The 23,078-nt window shown below is 76.5% G+C and carries 9 protein-coding genes; 8 read left to right on the top strand and 1 reads right to left on the bottom strand.

What is annotated here, in order from left to right:
* Positions 1–146: 146 nt before the first annotated feature.
* The gene (locus ACIP5O_RS26070; protein WP_401297181.1) at positions 147–1,673 is read right to left on the bottom strand and encodes a hypothetical protein; all 1,527 of its coding nucleotides are present in this window, start codon (positions 1,671–1,673) and stop codon (positions 147–149) included.
* Here ACIP5O_RS26070 and ACIP5O_RS26075 point away from each other — a divergent pair.
* From ACIP5O_RS26075 to ACIP5O_RS26110, 8 genes are all read left to right on the top strand, one after another.
* Positions 1,585–9,288, top strand: coding sequence for an amino acid adenylation domain-containing protein (locus tag ACIP5O_RS26075; protein WP_401297183.1), 7,704 nt, complete (start codon positions 1,585–1,587; stop codon positions 9,286–9,288). The genes ACIP5O_RS26070 and ACIP5O_RS26075 overlap by 89 nt on opposite strands.
* 70 nt (positions 9,289–9,358) lie before the next feature.
* The gene (locus ACIP5O_RS26080; RefSeq protein WP_401297185.1) at positions 9,359–10,906 is read left to right on the top strand and encodes an argininosuccinate lyase; all 1,548 of its coding nucleotides are present in this window, start codon (positions 9,359–9,361) and stop codon (positions 10,904–10,906) included.
* Positions 10,906–11,955, top strand: coding sequence for a kinase (locus ACIP5O_RS26085; RefSeq protein ID WP_401297187.1), 1,050 nt, complete (start codon positions 10,906–10,908; stop codon positions 11,953–11,955). The genes ACIP5O_RS26080 and ACIP5O_RS26085 overlap by 1 nt, the downstream gene beginning before the upstream one ends.
* Before the next feature lie 2 nt (positions 11,956–11,957).
* Positions 11,958–14,231, top strand: a complete 2,274-nt coding sequence (locus ACIP5O_RS26090; protein ID WP_401297189.1) for a pyridoxal-phosphate dependent enzyme — start codon at positions 11,958–11,960, stop codon at positions 14,229–14,231.
* Positions 14,232–14,472: 241 nt separating this feature from the next.
* Entirely contained in the window at positions 14,473–14,697 is a 225-nt protein-coding gene (locus ACIP5O_RS26095; RefSeq protein WP_401297190.1) for an MbtH family protein, read from the top strand.
* Positions 14,690–16,546, top strand: coding sequence for a condensation domain-containing protein (locus tag ACIP5O_RS26100; RefSeq protein WP_401297192.1), 1,857 nt, complete (start codon positions 14,690–14,692; stop codon positions 16,544–16,546). Before ACIP5O_RS26095 ends, ACIP5O_RS26100 begins: the two co-directional genes overlap by 8 nt.
* The gene (locus ACIP5O_RS26105; protein WP_401297194.1) at positions 16,543–19,734 is read left to right on the top strand and encodes an amino acid adenylation domain-containing protein; all 3,192 of its coding nucleotides are present in this window, start codon (positions 16,543–16,545) and stop codon (positions 19,732–19,734) included. The genes ACIP5O_RS26100 and ACIP5O_RS26105 overlap by 4 nt, the downstream gene beginning before the upstream one ends.
* A 45-nt stretch (positions 19,735–19,779) precedes the next feature.
* On the top strand, positions 19,780–23,052 hold the full coding sequence (locus ACIP5O_RS26110) for an amino acid adenylation domain-containing protein (RefSeq protein WP_401297196.1): 3,273 nt from the start codon (positions 19,780–19,782) through the stop codon (positions 23,050–23,052).
* The last annotated feature ends 26 nt before the right edge of the window (positions 23,053–23,078 follow it).

The following is a 23,078-nucleotide window of genomic DNA, read 5'->3' on the forward strand; positions in this document are numbered from 1 at the left end:
CGGGGCGGGGCGCCGGAGCCGGCCGGTCGGCGGCCGGTGTCCTCTCCCCCGCTCGGCGGGCGACGGCGGGGGAGCCGGAAGCGGTCCGGCGGCGGGTGGGCCCGGGGGAAGACGCCGAACCACCGGCGCCGACGGGCCGAGTGCCGTCAGGACGGTCCCGGCCGACGCAGCAGGTCCGCCATCACGGCGGTCGGCAGCGACGGGTTGGCGGCCGCGGCCTCTCCCACCTGCCGGTCGGCGTCGGTGAGCAGGTCCGCGACGACGTGCGGGGGAAGGGCCGGATGGCCGGCGGCCAGGGGCCGTGCCCGCGGGTCCGTCAGGCAGCCGAGCAGCGCCGTGCCCGTCGCGTTGCGGTGACGGGCGATCGCGCGCAACGCCTTCCGTGCGGGGGGTTCGTGCCGGGACAGGTCTTCCAGCAGCGCCGGAGGCGCGTCCGGGTTGGCCGCCACCTCGGCGGCGACACGGACTCCGTGCCGGTCGACCAGGGAACGCAACCGGGCTTCGGAGAGGCCCGGGTGCGAGGCGACGGACGCCAGCACCTTCGCGTCGGGGTCGGCGGCGAGCGCGTCGCGGACGCCCGCCGGCAGATCGCGCCGCCGGGCCACGAGCACCCGTACGGCCGGGTCCTTCGACCGGGCCAGCTCCGCCGCTTCGGCCGGACCGGCGGTGGCGACACGCGGCGGCAGGGCGGCGCCGAGCTTGGTCGTGGCCGCCAGGCGGACGAGCAGGTCGAGCGGGACGCGCGGGTTGTGGGCGAGCCCGCGCCGCACGCCGTGGTCGCGGTCGTCCGCCAGCGCGCGCATCAGGACCGTGTCGATCGCGGGATTCCCGGCGAGGTCGGCGCGGATGCCGGGAACGGGGTCCGCGGCGAGCCGCCCGTACACCTCCGCGGGCAGACCGGGACGGGCGGCGAGTGACCGGCGCAGCAGGACGGAGGGGTGGTCGGCGAAGCGGACGACGGCGTCGGCGGGAGTGGCCGGGTTCTCCAGGGCCGTCCGCCGGATCTCGTGCACGGTGGACTCGTGGGAGCCGTCGCACGAGGCGCCGGGCAGGAGATCGCAGTCGGGCCGCGGACACTGCGGCTCGTGGACGAACGGTGTCTCCTCGCGCTCGCAGACCGGGCACCACCGCGCGGGAGGCAGGCCCTCACCGGTGAGCAGCGCCGCCAGCACGGCGGGTGGCGTCCTCTCGTTGGCCGCCACCGCTCGACGGACCTCGGCGTGCGGATGCGCCGCGAGTGCGGCGGCGACCGACGGCGCGGCCCGCGAAGCGAGTTCGGCCACGACCCGCACGTCCCCGTCGGCGGCGAGCGTCTCCACCACCTCCGGGGGGAGGCCGGGACAGGCGGCGAGCTTCTCCCGCCGCTCGACCAGGGGATCCGTCACGAGGAGGAACGCCCACTCCGGGGCGCCGGCGCCCTCGTCGAGCAGGGCCAGGGCGGCGTCCGGCCGTACGCGGGGATCGACGTCGGCCGCGGTCAGGCGGCCCGCGTACGCGAGCCGTACGGCGCTCTCCTCGACGCGCGAGGCCAGCGCGTTCGCCCGGGCACGCCCGAGATCCGTACGACCGGCGAGACCCGCGGCGATGTCGTCGTCCGCGACCGCGACCAGCCGGTCGAGGAGTTCGGGCGGTAGAGCGGCGTTCGTGGCCAGCCCGTACAGGAGGTGGTTCATACGGGGCATCCTGCCGGGGCCGGGGCCGGAAGGCCCGTGGTTTTCGACGCCGCGGGAGGCGTTCGGCGCGGGGCGCGAAACCGTGTCACGGCTCGGGGGGACCGGCAGGTCGGGACTGTTTACGGAATACGGCGCGCACCTAGCGTGGCATTCGCCCAGTCGGGAAAAGGTGCCGCGCGTCAGAAAAGGCGTGACGGTCGAGGGAGTTGTCTTGACCACCCACGTTCCGGTCGCCCCGGTCGTTCCGGGAGAACCGTCCGCCGCGTCGTCCGCGGAGCCGTCCACCGTATTGTCCGCGGAGCCGTCCGTCGCCGTTTTCCGGGCCTCCCGGGCGCAACAGCGCATGTATTTCCTCCAGGAGTTGGAGGGGAACAGGCCCACCTATCACATGCCGGTCTTCTGCGCGTTCGACGCCGGCGCGGACGTGGATCCCGACCTCCTGCGGGCCTGTGTCCACCGGCTGGTCGACCGGCACGAGGCACTGCGCACCCGGTTCGTACTGGCGGACGGCGAGCTGACGCAGCGCGTCGACGCCTCCGCGCGGCTCGACTGGGCGGTGGAGACGGCCGACGGCGACGGCGACGGGGCCGTGCGGCACTGGATGGAGGACCAGTACCGGAGGCCCTTCGACCTGGCCGCGGGACCGCTGTTCCGGGCCGCCCTGCTGCGCCGCCCGGAAGGCGCCGTACTGGCACTCGGAATGCACCACATCGTCGGTGACGGATGGTCCGCGGGAATTCTGCTGCGGGAAATCCTGGAGGACTACGCCGCCGCCACGGACGGACGCGAGACGCCCGTCCGGATCGGCGAGCCGGAATTCCAGTACGCCGACTTCTCCGAATGGCAGGAGGAATGGCTGCGCGGTCCCGCCGCCGAGCGCCAGCTCGCCTACTGGGCGGAACGGCTGGGCGGCGAGCTGCCCTCCTGCGCGATCCCCGCCGACCACCGGCCGACGGCCGTGCCCGGCCCCGGGGCTCCCGCGCCCCGCGCCGCCGCCGCGCACGAGGTCCCGCTCCCCGACGCCGTGCTCGAACGGGTCGACCGGGTCTGCCGGGACACCGGAAGCACCCGCTTCATGACGCTGCTCGCCGCCCTCCAGGTCGTCCTCGGCCGTTGGTCCGGCAGCGAGGACGTCCTCGTCGGCACCCCCGTCGCCAACCGCAACCGCAAGGAGTTCGCGGACACGGCCGGCCTGTTCGTCAACACCCTCGTGATCCGCTCGGACCTCTCCGCCGACCCCCGCTTCCTCGACCACGTGACCGCCGTGCGGGACACCGTCGCGGACGCCCAGGACCACCAGGACCTGCCCTTCGAGCGGATCGTCGAACACCTCAACCCCGGACGCGCCACGGAGCGCGCCCCGTTCTTCGACGTGCTCTTCGGCCTCCACGACGAGGACGACACCACGGCCGGGCTGCCCGGCCCCCGCGTCCGCCTGCTCGAAGGACCCTCCGACACCGCCAAGTTCGACCTGACCTTCGACGTCGTGCGGTCGGGCGGCGGCCTGCGCCTGCGCCTCGAATACCGGGCCGACCTCTACGAGGCCGCCACGATCGAACGGTTCGCCGGACACTACCTGCGGCTCCTGGACGCCGCCGTCGGCGAGCCGCACCGGCCGCTGTCCGCGCTCCCGATGCTCGCCGACGACGAACACCTGCCCCTGACGTCCCCGCTGCCCGCCGCGGCCGCGCGGACTCCGGAGCGCTGCGCCCACGAGCTCTTCGCCGAGCACGCCGCCCGCACGCCCGGGGCCGTGGCGGTGACCGACGGCGCGCGCCGCCTGCGCTACGCCGACCTCGACCGCCGCGCCAACCGGGTGGCCCACCGCCTGCGCGCCCTCGGCGTCGGCCCCGGCACCCTCGTCGGCCTGTGCGTCCCCCGGTCCGCCGAACTCGTCGTCGGCCTCCTCGGCATCCTCAAGGCCGGCGGCGCCTACCTGCCCCTCGACCCCGACAACCCGCCGGAGCGGCTGCGCCACATCGTCGGCGACGCCGGCCTCGGGCACGTCGTCGGCACCACCGGCACCCGCCCGCTGTGGGACGCCCCCGGCCTGCGCGCCGTCGACCTGGAGGCCGACGCGGCCGAGCTGGACCGACTGCCCGCGACCGCCCCCGACAGCGGGGTCACCCCCGACGACCTCGCCTACGCCATCTACACCTCCGGCTCCACCGGGCACCCCAAGGGCACCCTGGTGCCGCACCGCAACATCACCCGGCTGTTCTCCGCCACGGACCACTGGTTCGGCTTCGGCGCCGACGACGTGTGGACCCTCTTCCACTCCATCGCCTTCGACTTCTCCGTCTGGGAGCTGTGGGGCGCCCTGGCGCACGGCGGCCGGCTCGTCGTCGTGCCGTACGCCACCAGCCGCTCCCCGGAGGAGTTCCGCCGACTGCTCCGCGACGAGCGGGTGACCGTCCTCAACCAGACGCCGTCCGCCTTCCACCAGCTCGACCGCGTCGACGCGGACGCCCCCCGGGAGGACCGGCTCGCGCTGCGGCAGGTGGTGTTCGGCGGCGAGGCGCTGGACGTCGGCGCGCTGCGCGGCTGGTTCCGGCGGCACGGCGACACCGCGCCCCGCCTGGTGAACATGTACGGCATCACCGAGACCACCGTGCACGTCACCTACCGCCCCCTGACCGCCCGGGACGCCGAGGAGGGACGCGGCAGCGTCATCGGCGTGCCCATCCCCGACCTGCGCCTGCACCTCCTGGACGGCCGGGGCGGGGCGGTGCCGCGCGGCGCCGTGGGCGAGCTGTACGTCGCCGGGGCGGGCCTCGCCCTGGGCTACCTCAACCGCCCCCGGCTGACCGCCGAACGCTTCCCCACCGCCGCCTCGGGGGAGCGGCTGTACCGCACCGGAGACCTCGCCCGGCTCCGCGCGGACGGCGAACTGGAGTACCTGGGACGGATCGACGACCAGGTCAAGCTGCGCGGCTTCCGCATCGAGCTGGGCGAGGTCGAGGCGGCCCTCACCGCCCACGCCGGGGTCGCCGCCGCCGTCGCCCGCGTCGCCCCGGACGCCACCGGCAGCCCGGTCCTGACCGCGTACGTCGTACCGGCCCCCCACGCCGGGCCCGACGGCACCGACCCGCTCGGCGTCGACGCGCTGCGCGCCCACCTCGCCGAACGGCTGCCCGGCTACATGGTCCCCGGCGCCTTCCTCACCCTCCCCGCCCTCCCGCTCACCGCCAACGGCAAGGCCGACCGGCGCGCCCTGCCGGCACCGGGCAGCGAGGAGGCGGTCGTCCTCGGGCCCGCCGGAGCGCACGAACCGGTGAGCGGACCGGTCGAGACGGCCCTCGCCGAGATCTGGCGGGAGGTCCTCGGACACGAACGGATCGGCGCGCTCGACAACTACTTCGCCCTCGGCGGCGACTCCATCCGCTCGCTCCGGGTGCTGGCACTGGCCCGCGACCGCGGACTGCGCTTCGCCGTGGCCGACCTGATGCGGCACCAGACCGTCCGCGGGCTCGCCGGAGCCGTCACCGCGGCCCCGGACGCACCGGCCGACGCGGCGCCCCACCGGCCCTTCTCGCTGCTGAGCGACGCGGACCGGGCCGCCCTGCCCCCGGGGCTCGAGGACGCCTACCCGATGACCCGGCTCCAGGCCGGGATGCTCTTCCACAGTGACCTGCCCGCCGGAACCGGCCGCGTCTACCACAACGTCGGCTCCTACCACGTCGAGGCGCCCTGGTCCGAGGACGCCTGGCGGCGCACGGTCGCCGAGGCGGGCGCCCGCCACGAGATGCTGCGCACCTCCTTCGACCCCCACGGCTTCGGCGAACCCCTCCAGCTCGTCCACCCCGGCGCCCGCCCCCGCATCACCTTCGAGGACCTGCGCGGCCTGGACGCGCCCGCGCGGGAGGCGGCCGTCGCCGCCCGCTACGAGGCCGAACGCGCCCGCCCGTTCGCCTGGGACGAGGCTCCGCTCGTCCGCTTCCACGTGCAGCGCCGCACCGACACGACCTTCCAGCTCTTCGTCGCCGAGCACCACGCCGTCATGGACGGCTGGAGCGAGCGCTCCCTGCTCACCGAACTCGCCTCCCGTTACGTACGGCTCTGCGCGGCCGGGGAGGCCGGGGACGTCGTCGAGCCGCCGGCCCCCGCACCGCGCTCCCGTTTCGCGTCCTTCGTCGCCCTGGAGCGCGACGCGCTCGCCGACCCGGCCCAGCGCGCCTTCTGGGACGAGGTCACCGAGGACGCCCCCCTGACCCGTCTGCCGCGCGGCGCCACCGCCGGCGGAGCCCCCCGGACGACCTGGTACCGCGCACCGCTGCCCGACGGGCTCCACGAGCGCCTTTCCGCGCTCGCCGCCGGACTCGGCGTGCCGCTGCGCACCGTCCTGCTCGCCGCCCACGTGCGGGTCATGGCCCTGATGGGCGGCGCCGACGAGATCACCACCGGCGTCGTGGTCAACGGCCGTACGGAGGAGACCGACGGCGACAAGGTCGTCGGCGCCTTCCTCAACACCCTGCCCTTCCGCCTCGCCCTCGCCCGGGAGAGCTGGCGCGACCTCGTGCGCCGCGTCGCCGACCAGGACCTGCGCGTGCACGAGCACCGGCGCTACCCGCTCGCGGAGATCGTGCGCCGCAACGGCGGGACGACGCCCTTCGAGACCTTCTTCAACTACACCCACTTCCACGTCGAGCGGGACGGGCCCCCGGCCGGGACGTTCACCGTCCTGGAGGAGACCGGGGAGGCCGCCACGGACGTCGCGTTCGGCGCGGAGTTCTCCCGCACTCCCGACGGGCGCCTCCTCGAACTGGGCCTGCGCTACGACGAGGCGCGCTTCACCGCCGAGCGGACGGCCGCGCTGCACGCCACCTACGCGGCGGCCCTGCGGGCGCTGGCCGACGCCCCCGAGGAGGACTGCCACGCGGCCGACCTGGTCCCGCCGCGGGACCGCCGCCGGCACGCCGAGTGGAACGCCACCGAGCGGCACTACGACGCCCCGCACACGCTGACCGGGCTGATCGACCGGCAGGTCCGGCGGACGCCCGACGCACCGGCCCTCCGCTTCGAGGGCGCCGCGCTCGGCTACCGGCAGCTCGACGAGGCCGCCGAGCGCCTCGCCGCGCGACTGCGGGCCCTCGGCGCCCGGCCCGGCACCTTCGTCGGCCTGCTGATGGACCGCTCCCTCACGCTGCCGGTCGCGCTGCTCGCGGTGCTCAAGTCCGGTGCCGCGTACGTGCCGCTGGACCCCGAGCACCCCGAGGCGCGCGTCCGGGCGCTGCTCGCGCAGGCCGGCGTCGGCCTGGTCGTCGCGGACGGCCACCGCGCGGAAGCACTGCGGACGGGCGGCTCCGCCGACGCCCCGGCGGTGACCGTCGTCGTCCCGGACGAGCCGTGGAACGACCCGGAACCCGGTTCCGTCCCCACGACCGCCGCCGGTCCGTCCCCCGCCGGTCCGGACGACCCCGCCTACATGATCTTCACCTCGGGTTCGACGGGCACGCCGAAGGGCGTGGTGGTCTCCCACCGGGCCATCGCCAACCGCCTGCTGTGGATGCAGGAGGCCTACGGGCTCACCCCCGGCGAGCGCGTCCTGCAGAAGACGCCCCACACCTTCGACGTGTCGGTGTGGGAGTTCTTCTGGCCCCTGTTCACCGGTGCCGTGCTCGTCCTCGCCCGCCCCGGCGGCCAGCGCGATCCCGCCTATCTGGCCGACCTCGTCGCGGACGAGGGCGTCAGCACCGTGCACTTCGTGCCGTCGATGCTCGACGTCTTCCTCGACGACCCGCTCGCGGTCCGCCGCGCCGCCGGTCTCACCCGCGTCCTGTGCAGCGGCGAGGCGCTGCCCCCCGAGCTGCGGACCCGTTTCCTCGACCTGCTCCCGCACGTCGAGCTGCACAACCTGTACGGCCCCACGGAGGCCGCCGTCGACGTCACCGCGTGGCGCTGCCTGCCCGACGCCGGGACCACCGTGCCGATCGGCCGGCCCATCGCCAACATGCGCACCCACGTGCTGGACGCGCACCTCCGCGAGGTGCCCACGGGCGTCACCGGCGAGCTGTTCCTCGAAGGCGTCGGCCTGGCCCTCGGCTACCACGGGCGCCCGGACCTGACCGCCGAACGGTTCCCGGAGCACACCGGACCCGACGGCGTCACCCGGCGCCTGTACCGCACCGGCGACCTCGCCCGGTACCGGGCGGACGGCGCCCTGGAGTACGCCGGGCGCACCGACCACCAGATGAAGATCCGCGGCTTCCGCGTCGAACCCGGCGAGATCGAGGCCGTCCTCGCCGAGCACCCCTCGGTCCGCGCCTGCGCCGTCCTCCTCCACGGCGAACGCCTGACCGGCTACGTCGTCGCCGGCGGCGGCACCGCGGCGGACGGGGCCGCGACCGGAGCGGAACTAGACGCGTACGCCCGCACCCGGCTCCCCGCCCACATGGTGCCCTCGGCGTGGGTGCTGCTCGACGCGCTGCCCCTGACCCGCAACGGCAAGCTCGACCGGGCGGCGCTGCCCGCCCCGGACCCGGCGCACGCGGTCCGCCGCGCCCCGTCCCGCCCGCCCCGCGGCGCCGTCGAGACCCGGCTCGCCCGGCTGTGGGAACAGGTCCTCGGCACCGGACCGATCGGCGCCGACGACGACTTCTTCGCCGCCGGCGGCCACTCGATCGACGCCCTGCGCCTCATCGGCCGGATCAACGCGGCCTTCGGCGAACGCCTGTCGGTGGCCGCCGTGATGGAGCACCCCACCGTGGCCGCGCAGGCGCGGGCCCTGCGCGCCCGCCGCCCGGACGGCCGTACCGACACCGTCGTGCGCATCCGGCCGGACGGCGACCTGCCCCCGCTCTTCCTCGTCCACCCCGTCGGCGGCAACGTCCTGTGCTACCGCCCCCTCGCGGCGGCACTGCGACCGGGCCGGCCGGTGTACGGCCTGACGGCGCCCGGTCTGACGGCCGCGACCCCGGGCGACACCGGGGACGACGGCGTACCGGAACTCGCCGCCGCCCACGTCGCCGCCCTGCGCACCGTCCGGCCCCACGGCCCGTACCACCTGGCCGGCTGGTCCCTCGGCGGACTGCTCGCCTACGAGATGGCCCACCAGCTCCGCGCCGACGGCGAGGAGGTGGCGACCCTCACCCTGCTCGACACCGCGTACCCCGGGACCACGGACGTGCCCGCCGACGGGACCGCGCTCCTCGAATGGTTCCACGACGACCTCGCCCGGTCCGCGGGCTCCGACCCCGACGCCGCCGCGCGGGCCGCCCTGCGCGCCGCCCTGGAGGCGGCCGCCGACGCCCCCGCCCGGCTGCGGGCCGTCGCCGAGGCCCTCGCGGCCGACGGCCGCGCACCGGCCCTCGACGCGGACCAGCTGGCGCGCCACCACGCCGTCTTCCGCACCGGACTGCTGGCCGCCGCCCGCTACCGGCCGCCCGTGGCGACCGGCCCCGTCCACTTCCACGGGAGCACGACCGGCGCCGCGCCGCACTCCGCCGACCGGTGGGCCGAACGGGCGCCGGACGGTCTCGTACGGCACGACAGCGACGCCGACCACTACGCCCTGGTCCGGCCTCCGCACGTGCGGGCCGTCGCCGCGGCCCTCGACACCGCTTTCGACGCCGCCCTCGACCCGGCCGCCCGGTCGGCCGGGCACCGCGTCCGCTGACCCCGGACGCCGCACCGGCCGCCCCGCACCGCGCACCACCATCCCACCGCACAGAACGGACACCGTCACCGTGACGAGTCAGCCCCCGGCGCCCGCCGCCGAACTCAGCGGCCGCATCCGCGGCGGGCCGAGCGACCTGCTGCACGACGAGGTGCTCGCCCCCCAGTTCCGGTTCGAGGCCCGCCACCTCCTCGACCACTACGTCGCCGTCGAGAAGGTCCTGGCGGCCGAGTACGCCCGCATGGACCTGCTCACCGCCGCCGAGGCCCGCGCCGTCGCCGCCCTCCTCGACGAGGCCGGGCCCGACACCCTCGCCGCACGGCCCGACGCCAACATGTCGGACATCGCCTTCGCCCTCGAACGCCACGTCACGGCCGGACTGCCGGCCCCCGTGCCCCGCTGGCACGTCGACCGCAGCCGCAACGACCTCCAGGCCTGCGCGCAGACGATGTTCGGCCGCGAGCAGGTCGCGCGGTTCGCCACCGCCCTGCTCGACCTGTGCGCCGTCGTCCTCGCCCGCGCCGAGGAGACCCGCGAACTCCCCATGCCCGGTTACACGCACTTCCAGGCCGCGCAGATCATCACCCCCGGCTTCCACCTCTCCGCCCTCGCCGAACACCTGCTGCACACCCAGCGACGGCTGCTGCACACCTACGACGGCATGAACGCCTGCCCGCTCGGCGCCGGGGCGATGGCCGGACAGGAACTGCCCTGGGACCGCGCGCGGATGGCCCGCCTCCTCGGCTTCGACCGCCCGCAGCCCAACGCCCTCACCGCGGTGGCGTCCCGCCGCTGGAGCGCCGAGGCCACCGCCGAACTCGGCCTGCTCGGCGCCGCCCTGAGCCGCTTCACCACCGACCTGCTCACCTGGGGCGGCAGCGAGTACGGCTTCCTCGAACTGCCCGACGAACTGTCCGGCATCTCCTCGGCCATGCCGCAGAAGAAGAACTACCCCGTCCTGGAACGCATCCGGGGCCGCACCGCCCACCTGGCCGCCTTCCACACCGACGTCCTCCTCGGCCAGCGCAACACCCCCTTCTGCAACCTGGTGGAGGTCTCCAAGGAGGCCGGCACCCACGTCCTGGCCGCGTTCGACTCGGCCCACGGCACGGTCCGGCTGCTCACCGAGGTGGTCCGCCGCCTCGACTTCCGGGCCGACCGCATGCGCGCGGTGTGCGCACGCGAGTACCTGGGCGGCTTCAGCCTCGCCAACGCCCTCGCCCTCACCGAAGGCGTGCCGTGGCGGACCGCGCAGGTCGTCGCCGGGAAGTACATCGTGAGCGCGGCCACCGCCGGGATCCCGCCCCACCCCGGCGCGCCCGACCTGCTGACCCGGGCCGCCGCCGAGCACGCGCTGACCCTCGCCGACCCGGCCGGGCTGCTCGCCGACGCCTTCGACGTCGACCGCGGCCTCGCCCGCCTGGCTTCCGAGGGCTCCGCCCACCCCGAGGCCGTCGCGAAGACCCTGCACGCCCAGCGGGACGCCCACGACGCACTGCGCGCCGCCTGGGACCTGCGGGCCGGGGCCGTACGCGCCGGCGCCGCCGAGACGGCCCGCGCGCTCGGCCCGGCCGACGGCACGGAGCCCGGCCACCGGCCGGGGACGGGAGCGCACTGATGCCCCCGGCCCCGCCGGGCGGCCCGGCGCCCGCCTCCGCCCCCACCGTCTTGGCCTCCGCCCCCACCGTCTTGGCCCCCGCCCCCACCGTCTTGGCCCCCGCCACCGCCGTGGCACCCGTCCCCGGCACCGGACACGCCTTCGGCACCTTCGGGGAGCTCCTCCAGGGCGCCCTGCCCGGCCCCGACGGCGACTTCCTCGTCACCTTCCCGCTGGCCCGCTGGGCCACCGCCGTCTTCCACCCGGCCCCCGCCGGCCGGAACGTCCACGTCGTGCCCGCCCACAAGGGCAAGTCCCGGCGGGTGGCCGAGGCCGTCCTGGCCGCGCTCGGCGAGAGCGGCGGCGGACTCCTGGAGCTGGGCGGCGACCTGCCCGAGGGCAAGGGCATGGCCAGCTCCTCGGCCGACCTGGTCGCCACCGTGCGGGCCGTCGGCGCCGCGTACGGGCGGACGTTCGGCCCCGCGCGGACCGAGGCCTTCCTGCGCGGCGTCGAACCGGCCGACGGCGTGATGTACGACGAGGTCGTCTGCTTCCACCACCGGACCGTGCGGCTCGGCCGCCGGCTCGGCACGCTGCCCCCGCTCGCGGTCGTCGCCCACGACGAGGGCGGACAGGTCGACACCGTCGCCCACAACCGGACCGCCGGGACCATCGGCACGGCCGAACGCCACGAGTACGCCCGGCTCCTGGACCGGCTCGCCGGCGCCGTCGCCACCGGCGACCTGCCCGCCGTCGGCGAGGTCGCCACCCGCAGCGCCGAACTCAACGGCCGCCGCCGCGCCCGCGCGGGACTCGCCGAACTGCGCGCCCTGTGCCGGGAGGTCGACGGCCACGGCCTGGTCCTCGCCCACAGCGGCACCCTCCTCGGCGTCCTCCTCGACGCCCACGACCCCGAACTCGACGCCAAGACGCGGCACGTCCGCGCCGGCTGTGCCCCGCTGGGCGGCGAGGTCTCCGTCCACCGCGCCCTGGGCGCCGGGGACGACTGGGCCCCCGGCCCGCGACCGGCCGTCCCGGCCGGCACCACCCTCCACCGACGGGAGACCTGACCATGCTGTTCGACACGCTGACGGACGCGATCGGCCGCACGCCGCTCGTCCGGCTGCGCCTCGGCGAGGAACGCGGGGTGGAGGTCTACGCCAAGCTGGAGCTCCAGAACCTCTTCGCGATGAAGGACCGGGTCGCCCGCAACATCGTCCTGGAGGCCAGGGCGCTCGGCACGCTGCGCCCCGGCGCCCCCGTGGTCGAGAGCTCCTCCGGCACCATGGCGCTCGGCGTCGCCCTCGTCGGCCGCTCCCTCGGCCACGAGGTGCACATCGTCACCGACCCCCGCATCGACCCCGTCACGCTGGCGAAACTGCGCGCCCTCGGATGCCGCGTGCACGTCGTCGAGGCGATGACCAGCCACGGCTGGCAGTCCGCGCGCCTGGAGCGGCTCGCGGAGCTGATGGCCGACCTGCCCGGCGCCTTCTGGCCCCAGCAGTACACCAACCCCGACAACCCCGGCGCCTACCGCGACCTGGCGCGCGAACTCCTCGACGACCTCGGCCACGTCGACGCCCTGGTCGGCGCGGTGGGCAGCGGCGGCTCGCTGTGCGGGACGGGCCGCGCGCTCCGCGCGACCCTGCCCGACGTCCGGATCATCGGCGTCGACTGCGTCGGCAGCGCCCTCTTCGGACAGCCCGACGTCCCGCAGCGGCTGCAGAGCGGCCTCGGCAACAGCCTGCTGCCGAAGAACCTCGACCGCTCCCTCGTCGACGAGGTCCACTGGCTCAACGACCACGAGGCGTTCGCCGCCACCCGCGACCTCGCCCGCGAGCAGCAGATCTTCGGCGGCAACACCTCCGGCTCCGTCTACCGCGTCCTCGGCGACCTCGCCCGGCGCGCCGCACCCGGCTCCCGCGTCGTCGGCATCCTGCCCGACCGCGGCGACCGCTACGCCGACACCGTCTACAGCGACGAGCACTGGGACGCGCACGCCCTGCGCACCCTGCCGGCGCCGGACCGGCCCGCCGTCGTCGCCCCCGGGACCGCCGTCACCAGCTGGTCCCGGCAGACCCACCGCGCCCCCGAGGACCTGCGCCGCCACCTCGTCTTCGTCGAGTCCAACACCACCGGCACCGGCATGCTCGCCCTCGGCCTCGCCCGGGACCGGCTCGGAACCGCGCCCGTGCTGCTGACCGGCGACCCCGACCGCTACCGGGGGCTCGACGCCACCGGCGCCGAGGTGATCCGCTGCGACACCCACTCCGACGCCGCGCTGCGGGCCGCGCTCCAGGAGCGCTTCCGCCGCGAGGAGATCGCCGGCGTCACCACCACCAGCGACTTCTACGTCCCCGCCGCCGCGCGCCTGGCCCGCTGGCTGGGCCTGCCCGGCAACCCGCCCGAGGCGGTGGCCGCCTGCCGCGACAAGTCCGCCCTGCGCGCCCTCCTCGACCGGGCCGGAGTGCGCCAGCCCCGGTACGCGGTGGTGCGCGAGCCCGGCGAGGTCGCCGCGGCCGTCGTCCGGACCGGGCTGCCGTGCGTGGTCAAGCCCGCCGACGACTCCGGCTCGGTCAACGTCCTGCTCTGTACGGACGAGGCGCAGGCCCTCGCCCAGACCCGGCGGATCCTCGCCGTCACCACCAACGCCCGGGGCATGCCGACCGCACGGACCGTCCTCGTCGAGGAGTACCTGGACGGCCCCGAGTACAGCGTGGAGATGTTCGGCGAGGACGGTGGGACGGAGTGCGTCGGCATCACCGCCAAGTCCGTGACCGGGAGCCCCCACTTCGTTGAGCACCGGCACCTCTTCCCCGCCCCGCTGCCGGCCGGCACCGCCCAGCGGATCACCGAGACGGTGGCGGCCGCCCTGGACGCGGCCGGCATCCGCCTCGGCGCCACCCACACCGAGGTCAAGCTGACCGGGGACGGCCCGGCCGTGATCGAGATCAACCCGCGTCCCGCGGGCGGCATGATCCCCGAACTCGTCCGGCTGGCCGGCGGCGTCGACCTGCTCGAACAGCAGCTCAGGGCCGCGATCGGGCTGGCCCCCGACCTCAAGCCCGTCCACGACGTCCACGCGGGCATCCAGTTCCTGCTCGCCGACGCCGACGGGGTCCTCGACGCCGTCGACGGCGTGGCGCGGGCGCGGGCCGTGGACGGCGTCGAGGCGGTGGCCGTCACCGCCGCGCCCGGCGCCACGGTCCGCCGCGCACGCAGCGCGGGCGACCGCCTCGGGCACGTCATCGCGTGCCGCCCGGACCCCGAGCGGGTGACGGCGGCGCTGGACGAGGCGCGGTCCCTGATCCGGCTCACGGTCGACGCCCGTGCCGGTACGCGCTGACCGAGCCGGTACGCGCTGACGGGGCCCGCACCGACCGCCGCGACCACTCGATCCGACTGACCCACCGGCCCGACCACCCGGCCCGACCCCCCAACCCAGCCGGCCGGTCCGACCAACTGGCCAGCCCGACCAGCCCGACCAGCCCGACCAGCCCGACCGGCCCGGCCGACCCCGGGCCCCTTCCTCCGTGCGCCGTACGGACCCGTCCGGCGCCCCCTTCCACCCCACCGGGAGAATCCTCATGAGCAACCCCTTCGAGAACGACGACGCCGCCTACCTGGTCGTCCGCAACGACGAGCTCCAGCACTCGCTGTGGCCCGCCGACCTGACCGTCCCCGCCGGCTGGACCACAGTCCACGGTCCGGAGGGCCGCCAGGACTGCCTCGACTTCGTCGAGCGGAACTGGACCGACATGCGGCCCGCGTCCCTGGTCGCGGCCCTCGCCGAGGACCCGGCCCGTGCCTGAGCCCGTACGCCTGCTGCCCGGCCCCGGCGCGTCACCCGCGCCGGCGGCCGGGGCGGCCCTCGCGGACCGTGCTCCGGCCGGGGGAGGGGCCCCGGACGCCACCGTGGACACCCTCCGGCACCTGATCGCCCAGGTCCTGGGCCTGCCCGTCGACGCCGTCGGGGCGGGGCACGGCTTCACCGAACTCGGCGGCGACAGCATCCAGGCCATCCAGGTCGTCAGCCGGGCCCGGACCGCCGGGCTGCTGCTCACCACCCGCGACGTCCTGCGCGGCGAGAGCATCGCCGGACTCGCCACCACCGCCCGCCCCGCGGACGGCCCCGGCACCGACGAGGGCCCGGCGGAACCTCCCCGCCGCACCGGCCCGCTGACCGCGACCCCGATCATGGCCTGGCTCGGCGAGCTCGACGGGCCCGTCGACACCTACCACCAGTCGCTCGTCGTCCGCACCCCCGCCGGGTTCCGCGCCGAGCACGCCGTCCGCGTCGTACGGGCCCTCCTCGACACGCACGACATGCTGCGGCTCACGGTGCCCGGCGGGGCGGGCGCGGCCGCCGCCGGATGCCTCGTCCCGCCGCCGGGCGGCACCGACGCGCACGACCTCGTCGAGCACGTCCACGCGCCCGGCGCCACCGACGCCGACCTGCCGGCCCTCACCACCGGCCGGATCGCGGCCGCCCGCCGGTCGCTGTCCCCGGCGGACGGCGTCATGCTGCGCGCCGTGCACGTCGACCGCGGCCCGGACCGGCAGGGCCGGCTGGCCCTCGTCGTGCACCACCTCGTGGTCGACGGCGTGTCCTGGCGCATCCTCCAGGACGACCTGCGCGCGTGCTGGGCACGGCTCGCCGCGGGGGAGGACCCCGTCCTCGAACCCGCGCCGACGCCGTTCGCGCACTGGGCCGACCTGCTCGCCGCCGACGCCGCCTCCGGCCGCCGGATGGCGGAGGCGGCCGGGTGGGCCGAGGCCCTGCGCCCCGCCCCCGAACCCCTCGGCGGGGTCTGCCCGCAGGACCGGCTCGACCCCGAGAGCGCGGACCGCCGCCTCACCCTCACCCTGCCCCCGGAGGTCGCCGGGCCCCTGCTCACCGTCGTACCGGGCGTCGTCAACGGCACGGTCAACGACGTCCTGCTCACCGGGCTCGCCCTCGCGGTCCTCGCCTGGCGGCGCCCGCTGACCGGCCCGGCGGACGGCGGCACCGTCCTGGTCGACGTCGAGGGCCACGGCCGCGAGGACGTCGCGGGCGCCCCCGACCTGTCCCGGACCGTCGGCTGGTTCACCACCGTCCACCCCGTCCGCCTCGACCTCGGCCGGCCCGACCTCGACGACGCCCGGTCGGGCGGCCCCGCCGCCGGGGAGGTGCTGCGCACGGTCAAGGAGACCCTGCGGGCGGTCCCGGACCACGGCATCGGCCACGGACTGCTGCGCCACGGCAACAGCCGCACCCGCCCCGCCCTCGCGGCCCTCGGCGTCCCCGAGATCGGCTTCAACTACCTCGGCCGCTTCCCGACGGGCGACGGCGCCGACTGGGCCGCCGCGCCCGGACACGACCTCGCCCTGGACGAGTCCGACGACGGCCTGGCCATGGCCCACGCGATCGAGGTCAACGCCGCCGCCCACGACGGCCCCGACGGCCCCGCCCTCAGCGCCACCTGGACCTGGGCGGGCAACGCCTGCCCCGACGACCGCGCCCACGCCCTGGCCCACGAGTGGTTCGCCGCGCTGCGCGCCCTCGTGCGGTACGCGGCGCTGCCCGGCGCCGCCGGACTCACCCCGTCCGACGTGTCCCTGCCCGGTCTCGGCCAGGCCGACCTCGACGCCTTCGAAGCACAGTTCGGAGAACTGCCGTGATCCCCCTGTCCCACGCCCAGCGCCGCCTGTGGTTCCTCTGCCGCGACGGCGACCCCGGCGGCCTGCACAACATCCCGGTCGGCCTGCGCCTGCGCGGCGACCTCGACCGCGCGGCCCTCACCGCCGCCCTCGCGGACGTGACCGACCGGCACGAGGCCCTGCGCACCGTCTTCCCCCACGAGGACGGCGTCCCCCGCCAACACGTCCTCGGCCCCGGCGCCGCCCCGGGCCCGGCCGTCACCACCGCCCCCGCCGGCGAGCACCCGCACCGCGCCCGGGAGGCCGCGGCGCGGCCCTTCGACCCGGCGACCGAACCGCCGCTGCGCGCCCACCTGTTCACCGACGGCGACCAGGACCACCACCTGCTGCTCGTCCTGCACCACATCGCGGGCGACGGCGCCTCCCTGGACGTCCTCCTGCGCGACCTGTCCGCCGCCTACACCGCCCGGCTCACCGGCCGCGAACCGGTCTGGCCCGAACTGCCCGTCCAGTACCCCGACTACGCCCTGTGGCGGCACGACGTCCTCGGCGACCCCGACGACCCGGACTCCGCGCACGCCCGGCAGCTCGACCACCGGGCCCGCGCCCTGGCCGGCCTGCCCGAGGAACACACCCTCCCCACCGACCGGCCCCGGCCCGCCACGGCCACCCACCGCGGCGCGGTCGTCACCGCCGAGGCCGGCGCCCTCGCGCACACCCGCCTCGCCGGCCTCGCCCGCGACCGGCGCGCCACCGTCTTCATGACCGTCCAGGCCGCGTTCGCCGCCCTGCTCACCCGCCTGGGCGCGGGCACGGACCTCGCCCTCGGCTGCCCGGTCGACGGCCGCGACGACGAGGCCCTCGAACACCTCGTGGGCCTCTTCGTCGACACCGTCGTGGTACGGGCCGACACCTCGGGCGACCCCGCGTTCACCGGCCTGCTCGACCGGGTCCGCGACGCCGCCCTGGACGCCCACGCCCACCGGGACGTGCCCTTCGATGCCCTGGTGGAACGGCTCAACCCGCCCCGCGCGCCCGGCCGCCATCCCCTCTTCCAGATCGCGGTCGCCGGCCGCCGGGACACGGGCGGCGAGCCCGTCCTGCCGGGTCTGCGGACGCGGACGGACGCCGTGCGCACCCCCACGGCCAAGTTCGACCTCACCCTCGAAGTCGACGAACGCTCCGACGCCACCGGCCGGCCGGCCGGCATCGGGCTCACCCTCGAATACGCCACCGACCTGTTCGACGACGACACCGCCCGACGGCTCCTGGACCGCCTCGTCCTCCTCCTCGACGCGGTCGCCGCCGACCCCGTCGCCCCGGTCGCCGCGCACGACCTGCTGACGCCCGACGAGCGCGCCGCCGTCACCGAGGACTGGCAGGGCGCGCCGGCCGCGCCCCACGACACCACCGTGCACGCCCTGTTCGCGCGGCGGGCCGCCGCCCACCCCGAGCGCACCGCGGCCGTCTGCGGCGACCGGGAGGCGCGCTACGGCGAACTCGACGCTCTCGCCGACCGGACGGCCGCCCGCCTCGCCGCCGCGGGGGTGCGGCCCGGCGACACGGTCGCCCTCCTCATGGACCGCTCCGTCGAACTGATCGCCGCCTGCCTCGGCGTACTGAAGGCCGGGGCGGCCTACCTGCCGCTCGACGCCCGCGCACCGCGCGCCCGCTCGGCGGCGGTCGTGTCCGGCGCGGGGGCGGCGGTCCTCGTCACCGACCCGGGCACGGACACCGACGGCCTCGGCGTCCGCCACGTCCTCCACGTCGATGCGGAGGGAACCGCCGGCACCCCCGCCCAGGACGGGACCGCGCCCGTCGCCCCCGGACACCCCGACGACCTCGCCTACGTGATGTACACCTCCGGCTCCACCGGCACGCCCAAGGGCGTCGCCGTGGCCCACCGCGAGGTCGTCGCCCTCGCCCTGGACGGGCACTGGCGCGGCGGGGCCCACGACCGCGTCCTGTTCCGCTCCCCGCACGCCTTCGACGCCTCCACCTACGAGCTGTGGGTACCCCTGCTCACCGGCGGCCTCGTGGTCGTGGCCCCGCCCGGCGACCTGGACGTCCCCGGCCTCGCCCGGCTCATCGGCGACCAGCGGGTCACCGGCACCTTCCTCACGGCCACGCTCTTCAACGAACTGGCCGACCGCTGCCCGGAACGGCTCGGCACCCTGCGCGAGGTGATGACCGGCGGCGAGGCCGCCTCCCCGGCCGCCGTCCGCCGGGTCCGCGCGCACTGCCCCGACACCACCGTGACCAACGCGTACGGCCCGACGGAGACCACCACCTTCGCCGCCCTCTTCCCGCTGGCACCCGGGGACGACGACCCGGCCGGACAGGTGCCGGTCGGACGCCCCCTGGACGGCACCCGGCTGCACGTCCTCGACGACCGCCTCGCCCCCGTCCCGCCCGGCGTCACCGGCGAGCTGTACGTCGCCGGTGCCGGACTGGCCCGGGGCTACCTGGGGCGGCCCGGACTCACCGCCGAACGCTTCACCGCCTGCCCGTACGGACCGCCGGGCACCCGGATGTACCGCACCGGCGACCTCGCCCGCTGGACGCGGGACGGCCGCGTCGCGTACCTGGGGCGCGCCGACCGGCAGATCAAGATCCGCGGGATGCGCATCGAACCGGGCGAGATCGAGAACGTCCTGGCGGGCCACCCGGACGTCGGCCGGGCCGCGGTCACCGTCGTGCCGACCCCCGCGGGACCCGTGCTCGCCGGCTACGCGGTGCCCGCCGAGGGCGGGCGCCCCGACCCCGTCGCCCTGCGCGCCCACCTGCGGGCCGAACTGCCCGACTGGACGGTCCCCCTGACGGTCACCGTGCTCGACCGCTTCCCGGTCACCCCCAACGGCAAGATCGACACGGCCGCCCTGCCCGCCCCCGGCCCCGCCGCCGGAGAACGGTCCCACCAGGCGCCGCGCGACGACACCGAACGCGCGCTCGCCGCCCTGTGGGAGCGACTGCTCGGCGTGGAACGCGTCGGCGTCCACGACGACTTCTTCGCCCTCGGCGGGCACTCCCTGCTCGCCACCCGCCTCCTCGCGGAGGTGCGGTCCCTGCTCGGCGCCGCCGTCACCGTCCGGGCGTTCTTCGCGGGACCCACGGTGGCCGGACTCGCCGAGGCCGTGGCGGCCGCCGGGACCGCTCCCGCCGACGAGCCCCCGGTCGTACGCCGGGCCCGCCGCGCCGCCCGCGCCTGACCGGACCGCCACCACCACCCGCCCCACCGACCCCAGGGAAACACCGTGAGCCGTACCCCGTCCGCCCCGTCGCCCGTCCACCCCGCCCCGGCCGTTCCTCCGTCCTCCGGACCCGCGACCGCCTCCAAGGTCGAGGACGTCCTGCCGCTCTCGCCCCTCCAGGAGGGCATCCTCTTCCACGCCCTGTTCGACGAGCGCGAGCGCGACGTCTACGTGGCGCAGCTCCTGCTCGACCTGTCCGGCCCGCTGGACGCCGAACGGCTGCGCGCGGCCGCCGACGCCGTACTGGCGCGCCACGCCGTCCTGCGCGCCGGGTTCCTGCGCCGTGCCTCCGGCGAGCCCGCCCAGGTCGTCCGGCGCGACGCGCGGGTGCCGTGGGAGGAGCGGGACCTGTCCGCACTGGACGAGGAAGGACGGGCCGACGCCGTACGGGCGCTCCTCGCCGAGGACCGGGCCCGGCGCTTCGACCTGGCGCGACCGCCGCTGCTCCGCCTCACCCTGCTGCGCACCGGACCGCTCAGCCACCGGCTGCTCCTGACGTACCACCACATCGTGTTCGACGGCTGGTCCTGGCCCGTGCTCGTACGGGAGCTGCTCGCCCTGCACGACGCCGGACCCGAGGGCGCCGCGCTGCCCCCGGTCACCCCGTACACCTCGTTCCTCGACTGGCTCGGCGCCCGTGACGCGGACGCGGCCCGCGACGCCTGGGGACAGGCCCTGGCGGGGCTGGCCGGCGGCAGCCGCACCGCACCAGTCTCCGGCCCCTCCGCGCTGCTGCCCCACCGCGTGGAGACCGTCCTCACCTCCGACCTCACCGACCGGCTGACCGCCCTCGCCCGCGCCCACCGGATCACCCCGGGCACCCTCCTCCAGGGCTCGTGGGCGCTGCTGCTCGCCCACCGGCTCCGCTCCGACGACGTGGTCTTCGGCGCCGTCGTCAGCGGACGCCCCGCCGAACTGCCGGGCGTCGCCGACATCGTGGGCCTGTGCATCAACACCGTGCCGGTACGCGTCCGCATCGACCGCACCGAGCCCCTGGCCGAGCTGTTCACCCGGCTCCAGGACGAGCAGGCCCGGCTGATCGAGCACCACCACCTCGGACTGACCGAGATCCAGCGCACCGCCGGCGCCGGTGAACTGTTCGACTCCTGCGTGGCCTTCCAGAACTACCCCGTGGACGCCGCCGGCCTCGCCGCCCTGTCGGCCGGCGACCTGCGCGTCACCGCCGTCGACCCGCACGACGCCGCCCACTACCCCCTCACCCTGACGGCGATCCCCGGCGACCGGTTGCGCCTGCAGATCGACCACCGCCCGGACGCCTTCGACACCGCCGACGCCCGGGCCCTGCTCGACCGCCTCGTCCGCCTCCTCGAAGCCGTCGCCGACGACCCGTCCCGCCCGGCCGGGGCCGTGGACCTGCTGTCACCGGCCGAACGGCGCCGCGTCCTGGTGGAGTTCAACGACACCGCCCGCGACGAGGAGTACGCCGAGGTCGTGGACCGCGTGCGGCACCGGGCCGCACTGCGGCCGGACGCCGTCGCGGTGACCGACGAGGAGGGACGTGAACTCACCTACGCCGCCCTCGTCGCCCGCGCCGACGCCCTGGCCGGACGGCTGCGGACGGAGGGCGTGACGGACGGCGACCTCGTCGCGGTCCTCGGCGAGCCGACGGCCCGCACCCCGGTCGCGTTCCTCGCCGCCCTCGGCGCCGGAGCCGCCTACGTACCGCTCGACCCCGACGGACCGGTCCCGCGCACCGCCGCGCTGCTCACCGCCGGGGGAGTGCCGTGGCTCCTGACCGCACCCGAACAGCGCGAGCGCGCCGAGGAGATCGCCGAGGCCACCGGGCACCCCGTGCGCGTCCTGGTGCTCGACGACGACGGCGCGGACCGCCTGTCCGGGCCACAGTCCCGTAATGGCGGCGGACGCGACGCCCTGGCCTACGTGTGCTTCACCTCCGGCTCCACCGGCCGCCCCAAGGGCGCCATGGTCCACCGGCGCGGCATGAACAACCACCTGCTCGCCAAGATCGAGGACCTGAGGCTCACCGCCGACGACCGCGTGGTGATGAACGCACCGCTCACCTTCGACATCTCCGTGTGGCAGATGCTCGCCCCGCTGATCACCGGCGGCCGCGTCCACCTGGTCTCCCGCGACACCTCCCGCGACCCCGACGCCCTCTTCGCCGCCGTCGCCCGGCACGGCACCACCGTCATGGAGACCGTCCCCTCCTTCGTGCGCGCCGCCCTCGACCTGTGGGACTCCGGCGCGCGGCAGCCCGCGCTCCCGGCGCTGCGCCGGTTCGTCGTCAACGGCGAGGTCCTGCCGCCGGACCTGTGCGTCCGCTGGTACGACCGCCACCCGGAGGCGGCGATCGTCAACGCCTACGGACTCACCGAGTGCTCGGACGACAGCACCCACGCCGCCATCGGCCGGGACGTGCACGGCCTCCTGGAACAGGGCCGCCTGCCGGTCGGCCGGCCGCTGCGCAACAACCGGCTCTACGTCCTCGACCCCTCCCTGGCGCCCGTACCGCCCGGCGTGCCCGGTGAACTCTTCATCGCCGGCACCGGCGTGGGGCCCGGCTACCTCAACGAGCCCCGCCGCAGCAGCGAGCGCTACGTCCCCGACCCGTTCGCGGGCGAGCCCGGCGCCCGGATGTACCGCACCGGCGACCTGGCCCGGCTGCGGGCGGACGGCCAGCTGGACTTCCTCGGACGCCAGGACCACCAGGTCAAGGTCCGCGGCAACCGCATCGAACTCGGCGAGGTCGAGACCGCGCTGAGGGCCGTGCCGGGCGTCGGGGACGCGGTGGTCACCGTGGACCGCGACGGCGCCGGACAGCAGCGGCTCGTCGGCTGGTTCACCGGCGGGACCGGCGCCGACGCCGTCCGCGCCGCGCTCGCCCGGGCCCTGCCGAACCACATGGTGCCCTCGCTGCTGTTCGCACTGCCCGCCCTGCCGCTGACCACCAACGGCAAGATCGACCGCAAGGCGCTGCCCGACCCCGCCGACCTCGCGCGCCCCGCCGGGCGCCCCGCGGCGAACGCCACCGAGGAGGCGGTCTGCGCCGTCTTCGCCGCGGTCCTCGGCATCGCCGCCGCCGGACCCGACGACGACTTCTTCGCCCACGGCGGCCACTCCCTCCTCGCCACCCGGCTGACCGGACGGCTGCGCGCCGAACTCGGCGCCCACCTGACCATCCGCGACCTCTTCGAGACCCCCACCCCGGCCGGCGTCGCCGCCCGCCTCGCGGCGGCGACCGCCCCCGCCCCGGCCCGCCCGGCACTGCGCCCGCGCGCCCGCGACCGTGCCTGACCCCCGCCCGACCGCACCGACCCGGA

The organism is Streptomyces sp. NPDC088915 (assembly GCF_044749825.1).
Lineage (GTDB): Bacteria > Actinomycetota > Actinomycetes > Streptomycetales > Streptomycetaceae > Streptomyces.

Excerpts from the sequence above, each read along its gene's own strand:
- ACIP5O_RS26070 (WP_401297181.1), bottom strand. The coding sequence starts at position 1,673 with ATGAACCACCTCCTGTACGGGCTGGCCACGAACGCCGCTCTACCGCCC.
- ACIP5O_RS26090 (WP_401297189.1), top strand. The coding sequence starts at position 11,958 with ATGCTGTTCGACACGCTGACGGACGCGATCGGCCGCACGCCGCTCGTC.
- ACIP5O_RS26095 (WP_401297190.1), top strand. The coding sequence starts at position 14,473 with ATGAGCAACCCCTTCGAGAACGACGACGCCGCCTACCTGGTCGTCCGC.
- ACIP5O_RS26075 (WP_401297183.1), top strand. The coding sequence starts at position 1,585 with ATGTCGTCGTCCGCGACCGCGACCAGCCGGTCGAGGAGTTCGGGCGGT.
- ACIP5O_RS26085 (WP_401297187.1), top strand. The coding sequence starts at position 10,906 with ATGCCCCCGGCCCCGCCGGGCGGCCCGGCGCCCGCCTCCGCCCCCACC.